Source organism: Moritella marina ATCC 15381 (assembly GCF_008931805.1).
GTDB lineage: Bacteria > Pseudomonadota > Gammaproteobacteria > Enterobacterales > Moritellaceae > Moritella > Moritella marina.
The window spans coordinates 2,296,210-2,310,875 of sequence record NZ_CP044399.1 but is presented as its reverse complement, the minus strand read 5'-3'; the positions used below and the strand labels follow the sequence as shown (position 1 = coordinate 2,310,875).

The following is a 14,666-nucleotide window of genomic DNA, read 5'->3' as shown; positions in this document are numbered from 1 at the left end:
TAAAATTTGATGTTGTTAAATATAACAAATTTGACAAAGATCACACTTCATTAACTTGTTTTTAACCCCTAAATTAACATTAAACACTTTATATTGACTTGTTGGTGTTACTTTATCTTGTGCGATGTGCTGTATCGGTGTCTAGTATAGTTAGGTATGTTGATGGTACGTTCCTTTAATCTTATATGTATTTACCATTTTCTTGTTTGTATTTGACTCTTGTTATTGAAGTGTTAAGGATGAAAACATGAAGAAAAAACTATTAGTCGTAGCCCTTGGTCTATCGAGTTCTATTATTTTAGGTGGTTGTGGAGGTGGAAGTGATGATAGTTCTGGCTCGGCAGCAGGTGTAGGATCGGCTGCAGGTGCAGGTTCGGCAGCTGATTCTCCTGAATCAACCCCCGTTTTTTATAATGCAAAAGTAATTGATGGTTATTTAAAAAATGCAGACGTTTGGCTCGATATTAATGGCGATAAACAGCTCGATAGCAGTGAACCTTCAACACTTTCAGGAGATGGTGGTGTTGCTGCATTAGATGTTACCGACATCGTAAACCCACAACAATATGCTATTTATGCAAAAATTATTGTCGGTCAAACAGAAGATGAAGATGGTGATGCTATCGTAAGCGATTATATGATGTCTGCGCCTCCAGGTGATACTGAAGTTACACCTCTTTCGACCTTGGTTCATATTACCATAGAGCAAAATACAGATGGTTCTGAAACGCCTGAAGCACTTGAAATCGTTAAGACTGAGGCAATAGCCGAAGTGGCAAAAAACTTTGGTATTCAAGAATCCGACGTTTTAAGTGACTATATTGCCAGTGGCAGTGGTAGTTCTACATATGTAGCAAAGAATATCGTCAATTCGAAAATACTTCCCGAAGATGAAAGTGAGTTTTCCGCCGCTATTAGCGATGCTGCTGATACCTCAACATTTAATAAACAGGTCGCGGTAGTTGGCGATTTGATTAAAGATGTTGTTATTGTTGTCGCGGAAGATGATCTTGCGGCGGAAGGGGCTCTATTTACGAGTGGTGATTTAGATACCGACACGGATACGGATGGTGTTCCTGATGGACTTGATGCATTCCCTGCCGATGTGAATGAGTGGTTAGATACTGATAAAGATACCATTGGTAATAACGCCGATCCCGATGATGATGATGATGGTGTAGAAGACAGTATTGATGTCGCTCCACTTGATCCGGATGTGAGTGAATATGCTGAATGTGTCATTAAATATATGCCAGAAGGTGTCACAATCGATGCTTTCAATACGTCTGTCGCAGCCTGTGAAGGCTTACCTGAAATGGATTTAGCTGGTAATGCATTGATACGTCTTACTGGTTCAATACAACCACGTGCTTATGTATTTAATATGGATAACACGGCTGATTTCTATCGTAATGGTATCAAGTACAATCGTGTATGGAACATTGATGAAAATGGTAATTTAGCGCTTTATTATGGTGATGGACAAACGCTTAATTATCTTCTGCACCTCATTGACGATTCAACAGAAGACTTGAAATTTGCAGTGTACGATAGCGATAAGCAATCAGTCTGGACTACTACCTACCAAGATATTGATGTTTCCGTTGACGTTCTCGCATGTGAAGATCTTAGCTCTGGGTGGAACGATGCTACTGATGAACCGCAAAATTACCGTAGCTACGAGCAGTTTAAACAAACTGTGACATCTTGTCAGGAAGGTAAACTTGTTGCTGATTTAAGTGCTGGTTTTATTGACCAGGGTATTATTTTGACCACTAGTGACGCGCTAAGTCCTGCTGATGATGTCGAATCATATCAATTTAATAAAGATGGTACCGGTGTGTTTACTTCTAACGAAGGCGTTGGTGACGTCAGTCTACCAATGAATTGGACTGTCCACGAAGAAGGTATTCTTAAAGTTACGATAGCTTATACGGATAGTGATAGTAATCCGCAAACGGCGCATGATTTTCTTGCCATTGTTGAAACCAATGGTATCGATTTCAGTATGAAAATATTTAGTCGTAGTACTGAATGGAAAGGAATTGGTGATACAGACCTTGGTGACTTATGGAGTGATGTTTTTAACGCTGATAATATTGAATAAAGGCGCATAAGAAGTAAGTTAAAATAGATAAGAAGTAAATCAAAAGTCGCAATGCCCATCAGTTTCGCTGGTGGGCATTTTTATTGACCTTGGTTCTTATCTTCTTCCATTGATTTGCTTAAGTATAAAACTTTCTCTTGTTAACACCCTTCCTATTAGCGCATTATACTAATGTGAATATAAACATTATGATCCTAAGGAAGACTATTAGATGGCTCACGAACAAGTATATAAGATTGGTACACCAGGTCAAAAATGGACAACGGAAGATAAAGCCGAATGGCTAGCGAAGCAACAGGTAGTTCGTAGTTACAAAAAAGAAGTACTAGAAAAATTAGCACCACTACAGCAAGATTTTGACATCGAACAGTACGGTGAATTATCTTATGATCCCGCTCGATTCCCCCTTTATGTTGTTAAAACCCGTGATTGGGATAATGCGAAACCGACCATATTAGTCACTGGTGGCGTACATGGTTATGAAACCAGTGGTGTACAAGGTGCCATCCGTTTTATCGAGACACAAGCGCTGAATTATAGTGCGCAGTTTAATATTATTGTCGCGCCTTGTGTTAGTCCTTGGGGTTATGAAACGATTAACCGCTGGAATCCAAACGCGGTCGATCCAAACCGCTCTTTTGTTGAAAATAGCCCCGCCGAAGAATCCGCTGCATTAATGCAATGTGTTAAGAAACTAAGCGTTAAGATCACTGCACATATCGATTTACACGAAACGACAGATACCGATAATAGCGAATTTAGACCAGCATTAGCAGCCCGTGATGCGGTTGTGCATGATAACTGGAATATCCCTGACGGATTTTATTTAGTCGGTGATACGCTTAACCCGAACACTGAATTCCAAACGCATATTATTAATGCGGTCAGCAAAGTAACGCATATTGCCCCTGCAGATGATAGCGGTCGTATTATTGGTGCCAAACTGGCGCAATTTGGCGTGATTAATTATGCCACTAAAGCTCTTGGCTTATGCTCAGGTTTCAGTGATTGCACTTATGGCACGACGACAGAAGTGTATCCTGATAGCCCGCTAGTTGATGATGAAAATTGTATTCAAGCACAGGTTATCGCGATCACTAGTGGCCTTGATTTTTTACTTCAGTACAATAAATAACGTCCTCAATTAGAATGACAAACTCAACGTTTACAGTGGTTAAGCTGTAAGCGTTTGTCAGAACCCCTTAAAAAAATTATTGAATACATTATAATAATTTCTTTTATTCTGTTTCATCGTATCCATTCAACATAAATTCCACATTTTGTTTTGTAGGATGCGATAAATCACCTCATATTAGAAAGTATTATGTCAAAATTTCAAGCTCCAACCTTTAAGTTCGCATTACTGCATCCCAAGTATTGGCCTGTTTGGTTCTTTGTCGGTTTATTGGCATTGACGGTTTTACTATTACCTTATAGTTTGTTATTACGTCTTGGTCGCGGCCTTGGTTATGTTGTTATCAAACTAGCAAAAAGTCGAGTGGCAATCGTACAACGTAATTTGGAGTTGGCTTTTCCTGATATGACGGCTACTGAACGTAAAAATCTCAGTGAAGAAAATATCAAAAATACTGGTTTAGCGATTATTGAAATGGGCATTGCTTGGTTTTGGCCTACGTGGCGATTTAAAAAACACCTGATTGTAAATAACGTAGAAGAAGTATTAGCGCTAGATCAGCAGGGAAAGGGCGTATTAGTTGTCGCCGTTCATGCTTTAAATTTAGAAATAACAGCGCGAGCGTTTGCGCTGTTTGCACCGGGTTATGGTGTGTATCGTCAGCACAGTAACCCGGCGTATAACTTTATTCAGCATTGGGGGCGCACCCATCATGGTAACAAAATGGTGGATAGAAAAGATGTCAAAGGCATGTTGCGCGTACTCAGAAATGGCGGTCGTTTGTGGTATCTACCAGATCAAGATTATGGCTTTGAGCATGCTGTGTTTGTCCCATTTTTTGCTGTCGAAGAAGCGGCGACCACATCAGGAACGAGTGTACTGGTTGATGCCAGTAAATGTGCCGTGATCACCGCATCAAGTTTTCGTCAAAACGATACTTACACACTCGAAATAGATCCTGATATTAGCCGTCAGTTTCCACGCCGTGATCCCGAGGGCGCTGCGCGGGTGATGAACAGCGCATTAGAGCAAGTGATCCTGCGTGGGCTCGATCAATGGATGTGGTTACATCGCCGCTTTAAAACCATGCCTGATAATAAAAATAAGGGTATTCGTTATAAAAAATAGTGACAGGCTTATCCTCATGTATCTGCTGTAATTTTGTACACAGTTCGATCTTTGCTGATAAAACGATTACCATTATGAATTAGTCTGTAGTTGGATATGATGATGTGTAGCGGCTGCTGTGTGGTTACTTGTAATATGTATCCTACGGCATGACATGAATATCAGGTAAAAGGATAAGTTTTGGATTTAATAAATGATGAGCAGTTTATGCTTCGCGCATTAGCACTTTCAAAATTGGCACTACCAAATTGTCGACCGAATCCACCCGTGGGTTGTGTGTTAGTCAAAAATAACCAAATTGTTAGTGAAGGCTTTACCCAAGCGCCAGGCCAACATCATGCCGAAGCACAAGCTGTCGCAAGCTATGGCCACACGTTAGAAGATGTGACAGCTTACGTGACGTTAGAACCTTGCTCGTTTGTAGGGCGTACGCCATCTTGCGCGCATACACTTGCTGGGCTTAATATTAAGCGTGTTGTAGTCGCAACACTCGATCCTGATCCTCGTAACAGCGGTAAGGGCATTACAGTGTTAACAGATGCAGGTATTGATGTGGAAATTGGCGTTTGCCAACGAGAAGTCAGTGAGTTTATTAGCCCTTATTTATTGGGATAATAAGTTTACATTATGCTGGTTAACAGGATATATTTAGCATCTTAATTTAATATTAACTGATATATGGATTTACTTTAATGAAAAAATTAGCTGTAACGATAACTGCGTTAACTTTCACGTTTGGATTAACGGCTTGTGCAGAATTAAAAACAGTTGGTCGTGATATTGGTCATGCGACAAAAGACGTGACAACATCAATTGGTCACGCCTCGCGTGATATTGCTAAAGACGTCAGTCACGAAATTAAAAACTAGAGTAAAACGACGTCTTGAAGTGCTCAGCTATTATCTATAGAAATCGCCATATCATTTCAAGACGTATAGATCCGGTTATTGCCACATTATCTAGTTGCACTTTTTTTACTATTACCCTTTAAACGTATCTCACCCGATTTATTCAATATCTTCAGCTCACAACTTTACTTTCATTTTTAGCGCTTTAACCAAAAGATCACTATATTTAAGGTACCTTATAAATAAGTGAGTAACAGAAATGAAAGGGATAATCTTTTCTGAATTTTTAGAGCTAGTGGAAGATAAGTTTGGTCTAGACGTTTGTCAGAAAATGCTAGATGAAAGCCATGACGAAGGCGTTTATACGACGGTTGGCACTTATGACCACAAAGCGTTAATCAAACTGATCATGACATTAAGTAAGTTGACTGGTATTTCGCCTGAAGACTTACAAGCTGTGTACGGTGAATCCGTGTTTAAGACCCTCTATAACAGTATGCCTGGGTTAGAAGGGAAAGCGGTATCAACTTTTGATTTTATCAAAAAGGTGGAAGATTACATTCACATCGAAGTGAAAATATTGTATCCCGATTCTAACCCGCCGATGTTTAAATTCATTTCCGTGACTGAAATGGAAATGGTTATGGATTACATTTCAGCCCGCTGTATGTCACACGTCTGTTTCGGTTTAATTAAAGGCTGTAGCCAACATTTTAATCAACAAGTTGATATTAGAATGGAACCATTGAAACAAGATCAATCAGAAGTGCGATTCACATTACGCTATGTGTAATTTACACCGCCTACCAATGGGTATGTTGATGGTCGGAGTTAACAAATGGATTTAGAGCAACAAATTGTTTTATTAAAGAAGAAAGTTGCGCGTGAAAAAGCCTGCCGAAAATCGGCAGAGCAATTACTTGAAGATAAAAGTAATGAACTGTTTTTGGCTAAAAAAATGGTCGAGGACACATTAGTCCACGTGCAGCAACAAGCCGAACAAGATATGGCACTGTTGACCTTTAAAACTTACTTGGACTCTATTCTTCTCGACTTCAGTCAGTTATTCCTTAAGAATTCAGTGTCAGCGACGCTATTACAACGACTGTTAAACAATCTTTCTCATATTGATACCATCACTGCTGTGCAATTAAATATCCAATCTATCGATGCAGTTGATAGCATCGCGGTATTACATGCCGGAGTGCGGACGCAATGGCAAGAACCAATCGAACATAGTGCATCCTGTTATTGGAGTGCTGATCATCGGCATTTACACATTATGATTAATGGTGAAGATTCGCAACTGGGTGTGCTATCTGTTGCGCTTGACACTAAGCTGGAATGGCAGCAAACGATTGAAAAACAATTGTCATTATTTTCAGACATGATCAGTGTTGCCTACCAGCGTAAATACTTGCTCGACCGAACTATTTTAGAAATGCATCGCGCAGAGAATTCAGAAAAATCGACCCGTGATTTTGTCGCCATGATTAATCATGAATTACGCACACCGTTAAATGGCTTACTTGGCTCTGCGGACTTAATGGATGATACTAAAATTGATAAGCAGCAAGCAAGACTACTGACGACTATCCATCAATCGGGTGAGTTATTACGGGTTATTATTAATGACTTGTTAGACTTTAGCAAAATGAGTGCCGGCATGTTGGAACTACAGATCAAGCCTTTTGACGTGGTCTGTATTAGTCGTGTTATCGACGATATATTTTCGGTTCGTGCAGAAGAGAAAGGCTTAGCGTTTGAGCTATTTTTTTCCAAACAGATCCCGCTAGAATTGCTCGGTGATGCAGAGCGTATAAAGCAAATATTAGTTAATTTGATTGGCAATGCGATGAAGTTTACCAGTGAAGGTAAAGTCTCCGTGTATTTTTTATGGGAAAATGAACAACTGGTATTTAATATCGTCGATACTGGCTGTGGCATTCCACTCGACAAACAAAGTAATTTATTTGAACCCTTTGTACAGGTTGATAATTCCAGTAATCGAAAACATGAAGGAACGGGATTAGGACTGTCAATTTGTTTGCATTTAATTAAAGAAATGCAGGGCGAATTGATACTGACGAGTGCGTTAGATAAGGGCTCTGAATTCAAAGTAAGCTTGCCTTTGGCAATATCAGCGCAAAATATGCACACGACGCAAGTTGAAGAAGAGATGGATTATCCTATTCATGAATTAACATTACTTGTGGTTGAAGATATCAAAATGAATCAAGTTGTCATTGAAATGATGTTGAAAAAATTAGGCTTGAATTGTGATATCTACAATAACGGAAAAGAAGCGCTTAGGTATCTGGAAGAGCATACTGTCGATATTGTTTTAATGGATTGCCGCATGCCTATCATGGACGGTTTCGAGGCGACAAGAATTTTACGCCAACAAGGATATACTAAGCCTATTATTGCATTAACTGCGGGCACAACGAATATTGAACGGGAAGAATGTTTGGCTTGTGGCATGGATGATATTGTCAATAAACCCTATCAATTAAAAGACTTGAAAAAAATGCTAAATCATTGGGGCAAGCAGATAAGCAAGTCCCTGTGATTTAGCGTTTTCAGTCGCCTTTTTCCGCTAAGGGCGGGTTCTATCGGCTGTTTTTAAAGTGTGATATCCAGCCCAAATACGTGTCGCTGTCGTGATCCAGCATAGCGCTGCGAATGTGTAGGCTATGGCGGCAAAGTACTGTGGCAATAAACACACTAAAATAAAGCAAAATATTGTTTCAGTGCCCTCAGTTAGTCCACCGATGTAGTACATAGATTTATTTTTATACACTGGATTTTCGATGCTTTGTTTACTCGCCATGATAGCAAAGGCTAAAAAGCTGGTGCCAGTGCCAATAAACGCGAAAATCAAAAACGCACCAGCGACTGCGTTAGCGCTAGTGTCGGCTACCACAAAGCCAAACGGCACCAATGAGTAAAATAGAAAGTCTAAGGTAATATCTAAGAAACCACCGCTATCAGTGATCCCCTGTATACGAGCAACAGCGCCGTCTACCGCGTCAAGTATGCGATTTAAAGCGATGAATACCAAAGCGATATTGTATTCTTGCAGTGCTAATGCTGGGAAACACATCAATCCAAGCACAAAGCCTAACAAGGTGACTTGATCGGCTTTTATACCGGTTTTATGTACTATTTTAGCCGCTGTATTGATCGGCCAGCGGATAATTTTAATCGCATAACGATCAAGCATCTTGAATCTCCTTATTCCAAGGCCAGCGTAGGCATCTACTTCCTATTGGGACATCGTCAGCGTCGTGCGTCACCATTAATACAGGCAGTTTTCTGCTGACTGTTTGGGCAAACACCCAATTTCTAAATTCACTGCGTAATGACTTATCTAACTTACTAAAGGGTTCATCGAGCAATACCACTGCAGGCTCGGCAAGTAACATGCGCATCATACTAATACGCGCACGTTGGCCGCCAGATATCTGCATAGGTGACTTATCGGCAAGTTCGACTAAATTGAGTTCTGCTAACGTTTTTAATGCCAACGTTTTACGTTGTGCTTTTTTGACTTGATTGGGCAATGCGATCGCCAAATTTTGCCAAATATTTAAATGCGGGAATAATAAATCATCTTGAAATAAGATGCCTATGTTGCGTTTATCGGCAGGCAGTTCATTTAATAATAGTTGTTGATAATAACATTCACCTTGATAGCTAAAATCAGCGGACTTATGCCCGGCGATAGCACTTAATAAGCTCGATTTACCGCAGCCGCTCGGGCCCATTAACGTTAATATTTCACCGGGCTGAACAGAAAACGAGATCGGGGCAAACAAAGGCTGTTTGTCATTATCAAGAATACTCAGATTATTTACTGATAGAGACATTGCGTGTGGTTACTCTATTGGTTGATGTTGATGGAGGCGCTGAAGTCGTCGCATGAGTATGATGATTAGAGCCTGCATCTTGTTGTTCGAGTGAGCCTGTTTTACGGCTTGCCACTATCGCGATAATATAAAATATGAACGGGGTAATGGATTGCAATAACGCATAAATAGCGCTAATTCGCCGATCTTGTCCACTCGATAGCGCCACCGCCTCGGTAGTTAAGGTGGAGATACGCCCAGAACCGAGCATTAATGTCGGTAGATATTGCGCCAGACTGACACTGATGCCCACCGCCCAAGCTATCCAAATAGCCGGGAGTAATAATGGCCGTTTGATCTGCCACCAGGTTTTAAACGGCGACATGCCCAAACTCAGCGCGACATTATCTAAACGTTGATCATAACTGCGCCATGGCCCATCTAGTGCAAGGAAAATATAAGGGAAAGCAAAGAAAGTATGTGCCCAGATAACCCACAAATAATAGTACTGATGTGCTATGTATAATGTTGCCACTTGCATACCAAATAATAAAGACAATTGCGGGGCCAACATCGGGATCGCAATTAACAATCTTGGTACTTTTAGCCATTGCTTATTGGCCGCTGCTTTGACGCTATGCTCATGCACAATAATTGCGAATATTAAGGCAATCGTGGCGCTAATTAACGCGATCATCATGCTATTAGCGATGATATCGAGTAGATAATGCCATTCTTGTTGCCAAAACCGTAGTGACCATTTTGACGGTGTTATATCTGGGAATCGCCAGCGCTGTGCAAACGACCAAATTAATAACATAGGCAAAGTGATAAGGGCGATGAGATAAGTGATGGTAATTATACTTTTACCACCAATTGGTAGCGAATAGCGCCCATTTGACTGCCAAGTTTTACATTTTACCGTTATTAACCACTCCGCTAAACGGATACTAAACAGGGTGACTAAACACAGTAATAATAATACTAACGCGCCAGCAGAGGCTTTAGGTAAGGTCGCTAAATCGGCGTCATTGAGCCATTGCCATACCAGTACAGCCAATGTCGGTGGTTGGGTTGGGCCTATGATTAGGGCGACATCCACCACTGAAATACTATAAGCCATCACAGCAAACAAAGAGAAGCGGATCTTAGGTAGCCATTGCGGCAAGATAATTTTTTGCCATGCTTGGGCATTGTTATAACCTAAACTCTGCGCCGTGATCAGTGTGGTATTGATGTTTAGTTGCTTGAGCAGGGGAATACTCATGAACAGTAGAAAGGGTATTTCTTTCAGTGTTAGCGCAAGAATGAGACCAATACCATATTGGTCATGAATTAACTGCCAGTCTATTTGTTCACCAAATACCCGGGCAATAAAGCCACTTGGTGTAAACAAGAAGGCAAAGCCAACCGCAAATGCAACGTGTGGCAGCGCCATGATAGGCGCTAGCAGGGTTTCTATTTGTTTCCACCATCGGCTATGCCAGCAGGACTGTAAAATAGCGAAGCAACATACAGCGGATAATAACGTACTGGTAATACTAACAAATAAAGTCAGCATGATTGATTGGTTTAACCCCGGCCAAGCAAGCAGGGCATTAAAACCAGTAAATGAAAATGTGTATTGATCAATCGCAGGGATATAACCAAAGGCGGCAAAAATTAATCCAACCAGCCCAGGAAATAAAGGTAAAAAACTGATAATAACCGTCAATAGCACAACCACTTTAAAGGTGATTGATGCGATTGACTGGCTGTTTACTGATTTTAATAAAGCGTTCAATTAAGGTCCGTAGCTAGTGTCCGTAGCGTTTTTGCCATTCAGCTTCAAGTGCTGCTTGCCAACTTGGGTGTGGTTCTGGGATTGATTTAAACAATTTGGTTTTTTGTGCTGAACCTGTGATGTGCCGCGGCGCTAATACCGTCGGATCGCCCCAAATCGCTAGGTCCCCTTTACGAGACTGTGCCTCAGGGCTTAATAAGAAGTTAATCGCCACTAATGCGCCTTCTTTCGCTGCTGCGTTCCATGGAATTGAGAGAAAATGAATGTTCGATAGTGCACCGGCTTTCATTGCATAAGCCACCGTGGTGTCGCTGAGCTTGCCACTTTGCTGTGATGTGGTCGCTTCATTGGGATTAAACGAAATGGCAATATCGAGTTCGCCATCATCGAGAAGCTGAATTGTTTCAGATGCGCTGCCTGGAAATTGCTTACCTTGATGCCAAGCGACGAGATTTAACTTGTCGAGATAATTCCATAACGGTGCTGATATTGCCGCGAAAGACTGAGTATCTACGGGTTTGTATAATGGTGTATTATCACTGGCCAACTCTAACAAGGCTGCTTTCAAAAAGCTGGTGCCGTGAAATGAGGGTGGTTTTGGGTAACTAATTTTATTTGGGTGCTCAATTGCGTAAGCAAGCAATTCGTTAAAGCTTGTTGGTGGGTTATCTAAGTTTTCAGTGTCATAAATAAACACGAGCTGGCCGACACCCCAAGGTGCTTCTAATCCGAGAGTGGGCTCTGAAAAATCACTGTCGACCGGTAAGGTCTTATCAACATAGCGCCAGTTGGGTAGTTGTGTTGCAAACGAATCAGTGATCAGATCATAACGCTTCATTGATTTGAAGTTTTCACCGTTCACCCACACCATATCAACGCTGCCGTTGGTGTTCTTTTTGGCGGTTTTTTCTGCGGCTAAGCGGGTGATGGCTTCGGCAATATCACCGACCTTAACGTGCTTGAGACGCACGCCGTATTCACTGTTTAACCGTTTATCCGCCCAACGTAAGTAGTTATTGATTTCAGGACTGCCACCCCAAGCATAAAAATAAACGGTTTGTCCTTTGGCTTTTTGCTCTACAGCTGGCCAATCTAGGTCGTTCGCTTGGCTAAATGTAGTGATTAGCAATAAGCTAAAACCAACGAATAGCTTATGTATGAGTTTGAGCATGAAATATCCTTTTTCAAATTGAGCTAATAGCTGAGCTAAAATTATTGCCTGCTATGTTTATAAAATGAATTATAACGCATTGTAATCATATTCATATACTCATATTAGTAGTAGGTAGTTAAATTACATCAAGATGTTAGAAGTGTGACTAGCTCGGGCATGGATATGACAGAAGTGAATTACCTGAAGTGAATTATACTGTACAGTTAGGCTTCATTTTGGGTTAAGAGCGTAGTAGCGACAAGCATGACTAAATTTAAACCGGCACTAGGTCTGAGTAATAACCACCTGCAATCGATGTTGTCTAGCTCTGGTCCTAGAAAATATTTCGAGAAACGACGTGCGAACCAATTACTCTGTTTGGCAAAGCAGCATATTATCACTACGCCACAAGGGGTTAGATTAGAAGGTTTTCTTAGCAAAAATAACACTACAACGCCATCGAAAGGACTTGCTGTTATCTTGCATGGTTGGGAAGGCTGTGCTGATTCGTTGTATGTATTATCTAGTGGCCAAAAGCTGCTTGATGCGGGTTACGATGTGTTTCGGCTTAACTTTCGCGATCACGGCGAGACCCACCATTTAAACGCGGAACTATTTAACTCGTCACGCTTAGAAGAAGTCGCTGAAGCAGTTAAATACATTTGTCATCAATTTGGTGGTAAACATAATGTGTTATGCGGTTATTCACTCGGTGGTAATTTCTGTTTACGCGTAGCCAATATCGCCAAGTCTGCGGGGATTGAATTACATCAAGCGATTGCGATCTGCCCTGTGTTACATCCACCCACGACGATGGCCGAATTAAGTGCTGGTTTTCCATTGTATGAACAGTATTTTGTCGCTAAGTGGAAACGTTCGTTAGTCAAAAAATTACGCTATTATCCACAGTTAGGTTATGGCAACGCATTGAAAAAATTAAAAACACTCGATGAAATGAACTTTTTTTTTGTTGACCGTTATACTAATTTTAGCAGTCGTGATGCATACTTCGAGGCTTACTCGATTATTGATGCAGGGTTGAGCCAATTGGCAATACCTACCACGATCATTACGTCTGAAGACGATCCTATGATCCCACCTGGTCACCTAGCGAAGTTACATCAATCGCAATGGCTGAATATAGACCTGCAAGCGAAAGGCGGGCACTGTGCATTTATTAAAAACTGGAAGTTTGAAAGCTGGGCCAGTGAACGTATTGCCCAGCTTGTCGAATAAGTGAATAGTGAATAGTAGCGTTTAGCGCGAGCAATGCTTATTGATACTGGTCATAAAATTGATTAAGGATGGCATATGATTCGCCACAAGCGGTAGCCCGGTATTAACTAACGACACCGAAATATCACGCTCAGGGTCTGCCCATAACAGTTTATTAATCAAACCAATATGGCCAAATGCTTGTGCACTATTAATGCCCCACAAACCGATAGGACTTGCGCCTAGCATCATGCCTGCGCTATAACGCATTGGTGCCATCAGCGTACGATCAAATTCTAATGATCCCGTTTCTTGGATTAAACCTTGCACCGTTATCGGCTGGCAGATCTGTTTGCCTTCCCAGACACCATGATTTAATAGCATTTGATAGAAACGGCCCATTTCTTCTGCTGTCCCCATCAAGTTTGCAGATGGTATCACCGCTTGTTGAAAAATGGCGGTATTACTGACTTCAGCCACATGCTCAAATGAACCACCTAATACGCGCTTAATAAAGAATGAAATAGGGTACATGGCCTTGATGCCTGTGGCGTAGTTATCTGCTAACTCGCTGCCTTGCGTTTTATCTAGCCCGTAGTGAAAGTATTTCATTTGCATTGGTTTTCGGACTCTTAAATCAAGAAATGCTTGTATGCTCATACCGCTGACTTGTGTAATGATTCGTTCTAAAATATAGCCGCCACTGACCGCGTGATAATTAAGTTTTCCCACTTCAGAGCTCGGTAGTGACTTGGCGCACAGCTGTCGCCAAATTTCGTCGTTATCTGCAAGCGCATTAATACCCAGTGAACTTGGCATCGCTGACATACCGCTACGATGTGATAAAACTTGATGGATTGTGATGTCTTGTTTACCGTGTCGACCAAATTCAGGCAGATGAGTACTTACAGCATCGTCTAAATTGATGAGCTTATCTTCATTGAGCAAATGGATTAAAAATGCCGTCACCGCCTTTGATCCCGAGAAATAACAAAGAGGCGTTTCAGGTTGCATTAATCGGGCATCCATATCTGCTTTTTCATTGGGTTTATGGCCGTTAGCATAACCGATCGAGCGACTTAAAATAATCTTACCCTGGCGACGAAAACACAATGAGATAGCGGGATGCGTCGCGGTTTTATAGATCTCTTCAACAGACTGCCAGATGGCATCGACACCATCACGGGTCATATCAACAGACAAAGGCTCTACTTCTTCGTGTCGATTAATGGTGGTCACGGTGGCGAGTGATTTTGGCAGGTGGATGGTATTACCAAGGCGCAGATACCTGTTTGCGCGTACTAAATTTTTTAATCCAAAATCAATTATCATGTCGCTAACTCAAGTTGTAGGGGATACACATGAAGATAGAGTTATATTTTAGAATAAACAATTAGGTTTGAACTTAATTTAATGGCCAGTATAAACTGGCCTGGTACTATTTTA

13 protein-coding genes are annotated in these 14,666 nt (G+C 41.2%); 8 read left to right on the top strand and 5 right to left on the bottom strand.

Annotation, left to right across the window (positions count from 1 at the left end):
• The first annotated feature begins 247 nt into the window (after window positions 1-247).
• From FR932_RS10420 to FR932_RS10395, 7 genes are all read left to right on the top strand, one after another.
• Window positions 248-2,107: a hypothetical protein gene (locus tag FR932_RS10420; RefSeq protein WP_019440558.1), complete on the top strand. Its 1,860-nt coding sequence runs from the start codon at window positions 248-250 to the stop codon at window positions 2,105-2,107.
• Between the two features lie 211 nt (window positions 2,108-2,318).
• Window positions 2,319-3,242 carry a M14 family metallopeptidase gene (locus tag FR932_RS10415; protein WP_019440557.1) on the top strand — a complete coding sequence of 308 codons (924 nt, stop codon included), beginning with the start codon at window positions 2,319-2,321 and terminating at the stop codon, window positions 3,240-3,242.
• Window positions 3,243-3,431: 189 nt separating this feature from the next.
• Entirely contained in the window at window positions 3,432-4,370 is a 939-nt protein-coding gene (lpxL, locus tag FR932_RS10410; RefSeq protein ID WP_019440556.1) for an LpxL/LpxP family Kdo(2)-lipid IV(A) lauroyl/palmitoleoyl acyltransferase, read from the top strand.
• 180 nt (window positions 4,371-4,550) lie between these two features.
• Entirely contained in the window at window positions 4,551-4,985 is a 435-nt protein-coding gene (locus tag FR932_RS10405; RefSeq protein ID WP_019440555.1) for a bifunctional diaminohydroxyphosphoribosylaminopyrimidine deaminase/5-amino-6-(5-phosphoribosylamino)uracil reductase RibD, read from the top strand.
• A gap of 77 nt (window positions 4,986-5,062) precedes the next feature.
• Window positions 5,063-5,239 (top strand): hypothetical protein, encoded by a 177-nt coding sequence (locus tag FR932_RS21455; RefSeq protein WP_019440554.1) that lies wholly within the window; start codon window positions 5,063-5,065, stop codon window positions 5,237-5,239.
• 238 nt (window positions 5,240-5,477) lie between these two features.
• A complete protein-coding gene (locus tag FR932_RS10400) occupies window positions 5,478-6,011 on the top strand; it encodes a heme NO-binding domain-containing protein (protein ID WP_019440553.1) in 534 nt (177 codons plus the stop codon).
• Window positions 6,012-6,056: 45 nt separating this feature from the next.
• Entirely contained in the window at window positions 6,057-7,790 is a 1,734-nt protein-coding gene (locus FR932_RS10395; RefSeq protein ID WP_019440552.1) for an ATP-binding protein, read from the top strand.
• A gap of 27 nt (window positions 7,791-7,817) precedes the next feature.
• Here the strand turns inward: FR932_RS10395 and FR932_RS10390 are convergent, their stop codons facing one another.
• The 4 genes from FR932_RS10390 to FR932_RS10375 are packed head-to-tail and all read right to left on the bottom strand — an operon-like array spanning window position 7,818 to window position 12,023.
• Entirely contained in the window at window positions 7,818-8,444 is a 627-nt protein-coding gene (locus FR932_RS10390) for a CDP-alcohol phosphatidyltransferase family protein (RefSeq protein WP_019440551.1), read from the bottom strand.
• A complete protein-coding gene (locus FR932_RS10385; protein ID WP_019440550.1) occupies window positions 8,437-9,090 on the bottom strand; it encodes an ATP-binding cassette domain-containing protein in 654 nt (217 codons plus the stop codon). Before FR932_RS10385 ends, FR932_RS10390 begins: the two co-directional genes overlap by 8 nt.
• The gene (locus tag FR932_RS10380; protein WP_019440549.1) at window positions 9,071-10,852 is read right to left on the bottom strand and encodes an ABC transporter permease; all 1,782 of its coding nucleotides are present in this window, start codon (window positions 10,850-10,852) and stop codon (window positions 9,071-9,073) included. The genes FR932_RS10385 and FR932_RS10380 overlap by 20 nt, the downstream gene beginning before the upstream one ends.
• 13 nt (window positions 10,853-10,865) lie before the next feature.
• Window positions 10,866-12,023, bottom strand: coding sequence for an ABC transporter substrate-binding protein (locus FR932_RS10375; RefSeq protein ID WP_019440548.1), 1,158 nt, complete (start codon window positions 12,021-12,023; stop codon window positions 10,866-10,868).
• Window positions 12,024-12,269: 246 nt separating this feature from the next.
• Here FR932_RS10375 and FR932_RS10370 point away from each other — a divergent pair, with 246 nt between their 5' ends.
• Complete coding sequence (locus tag FR932_RS10370; RefSeq protein WP_019440547.1) at window positions 12,270-13,241, top strand: YheT family hydrolase; 972 nt, start codon at window positions 12,270-12,272, stop codon at window positions 13,239-13,241.
• 21 nt (window positions 13,242-13,262) lie between these two features.
• Here FR932_RS10370 and FR932_RS10365 read toward each other — a convergent pair whose 3' ends face one another.
• Window positions 13,263-14,552, bottom strand: a complete 1,290-nt coding sequence (locus FR932_RS10365) for a serine hydrolase domain-containing protein (protein ID WP_019440546.1) — start codon at window positions 14,550-14,552, stop codon at window positions 13,263-13,265.
• Window positions 14,553-14,666 lie beyond the last annotated feature (114 nt).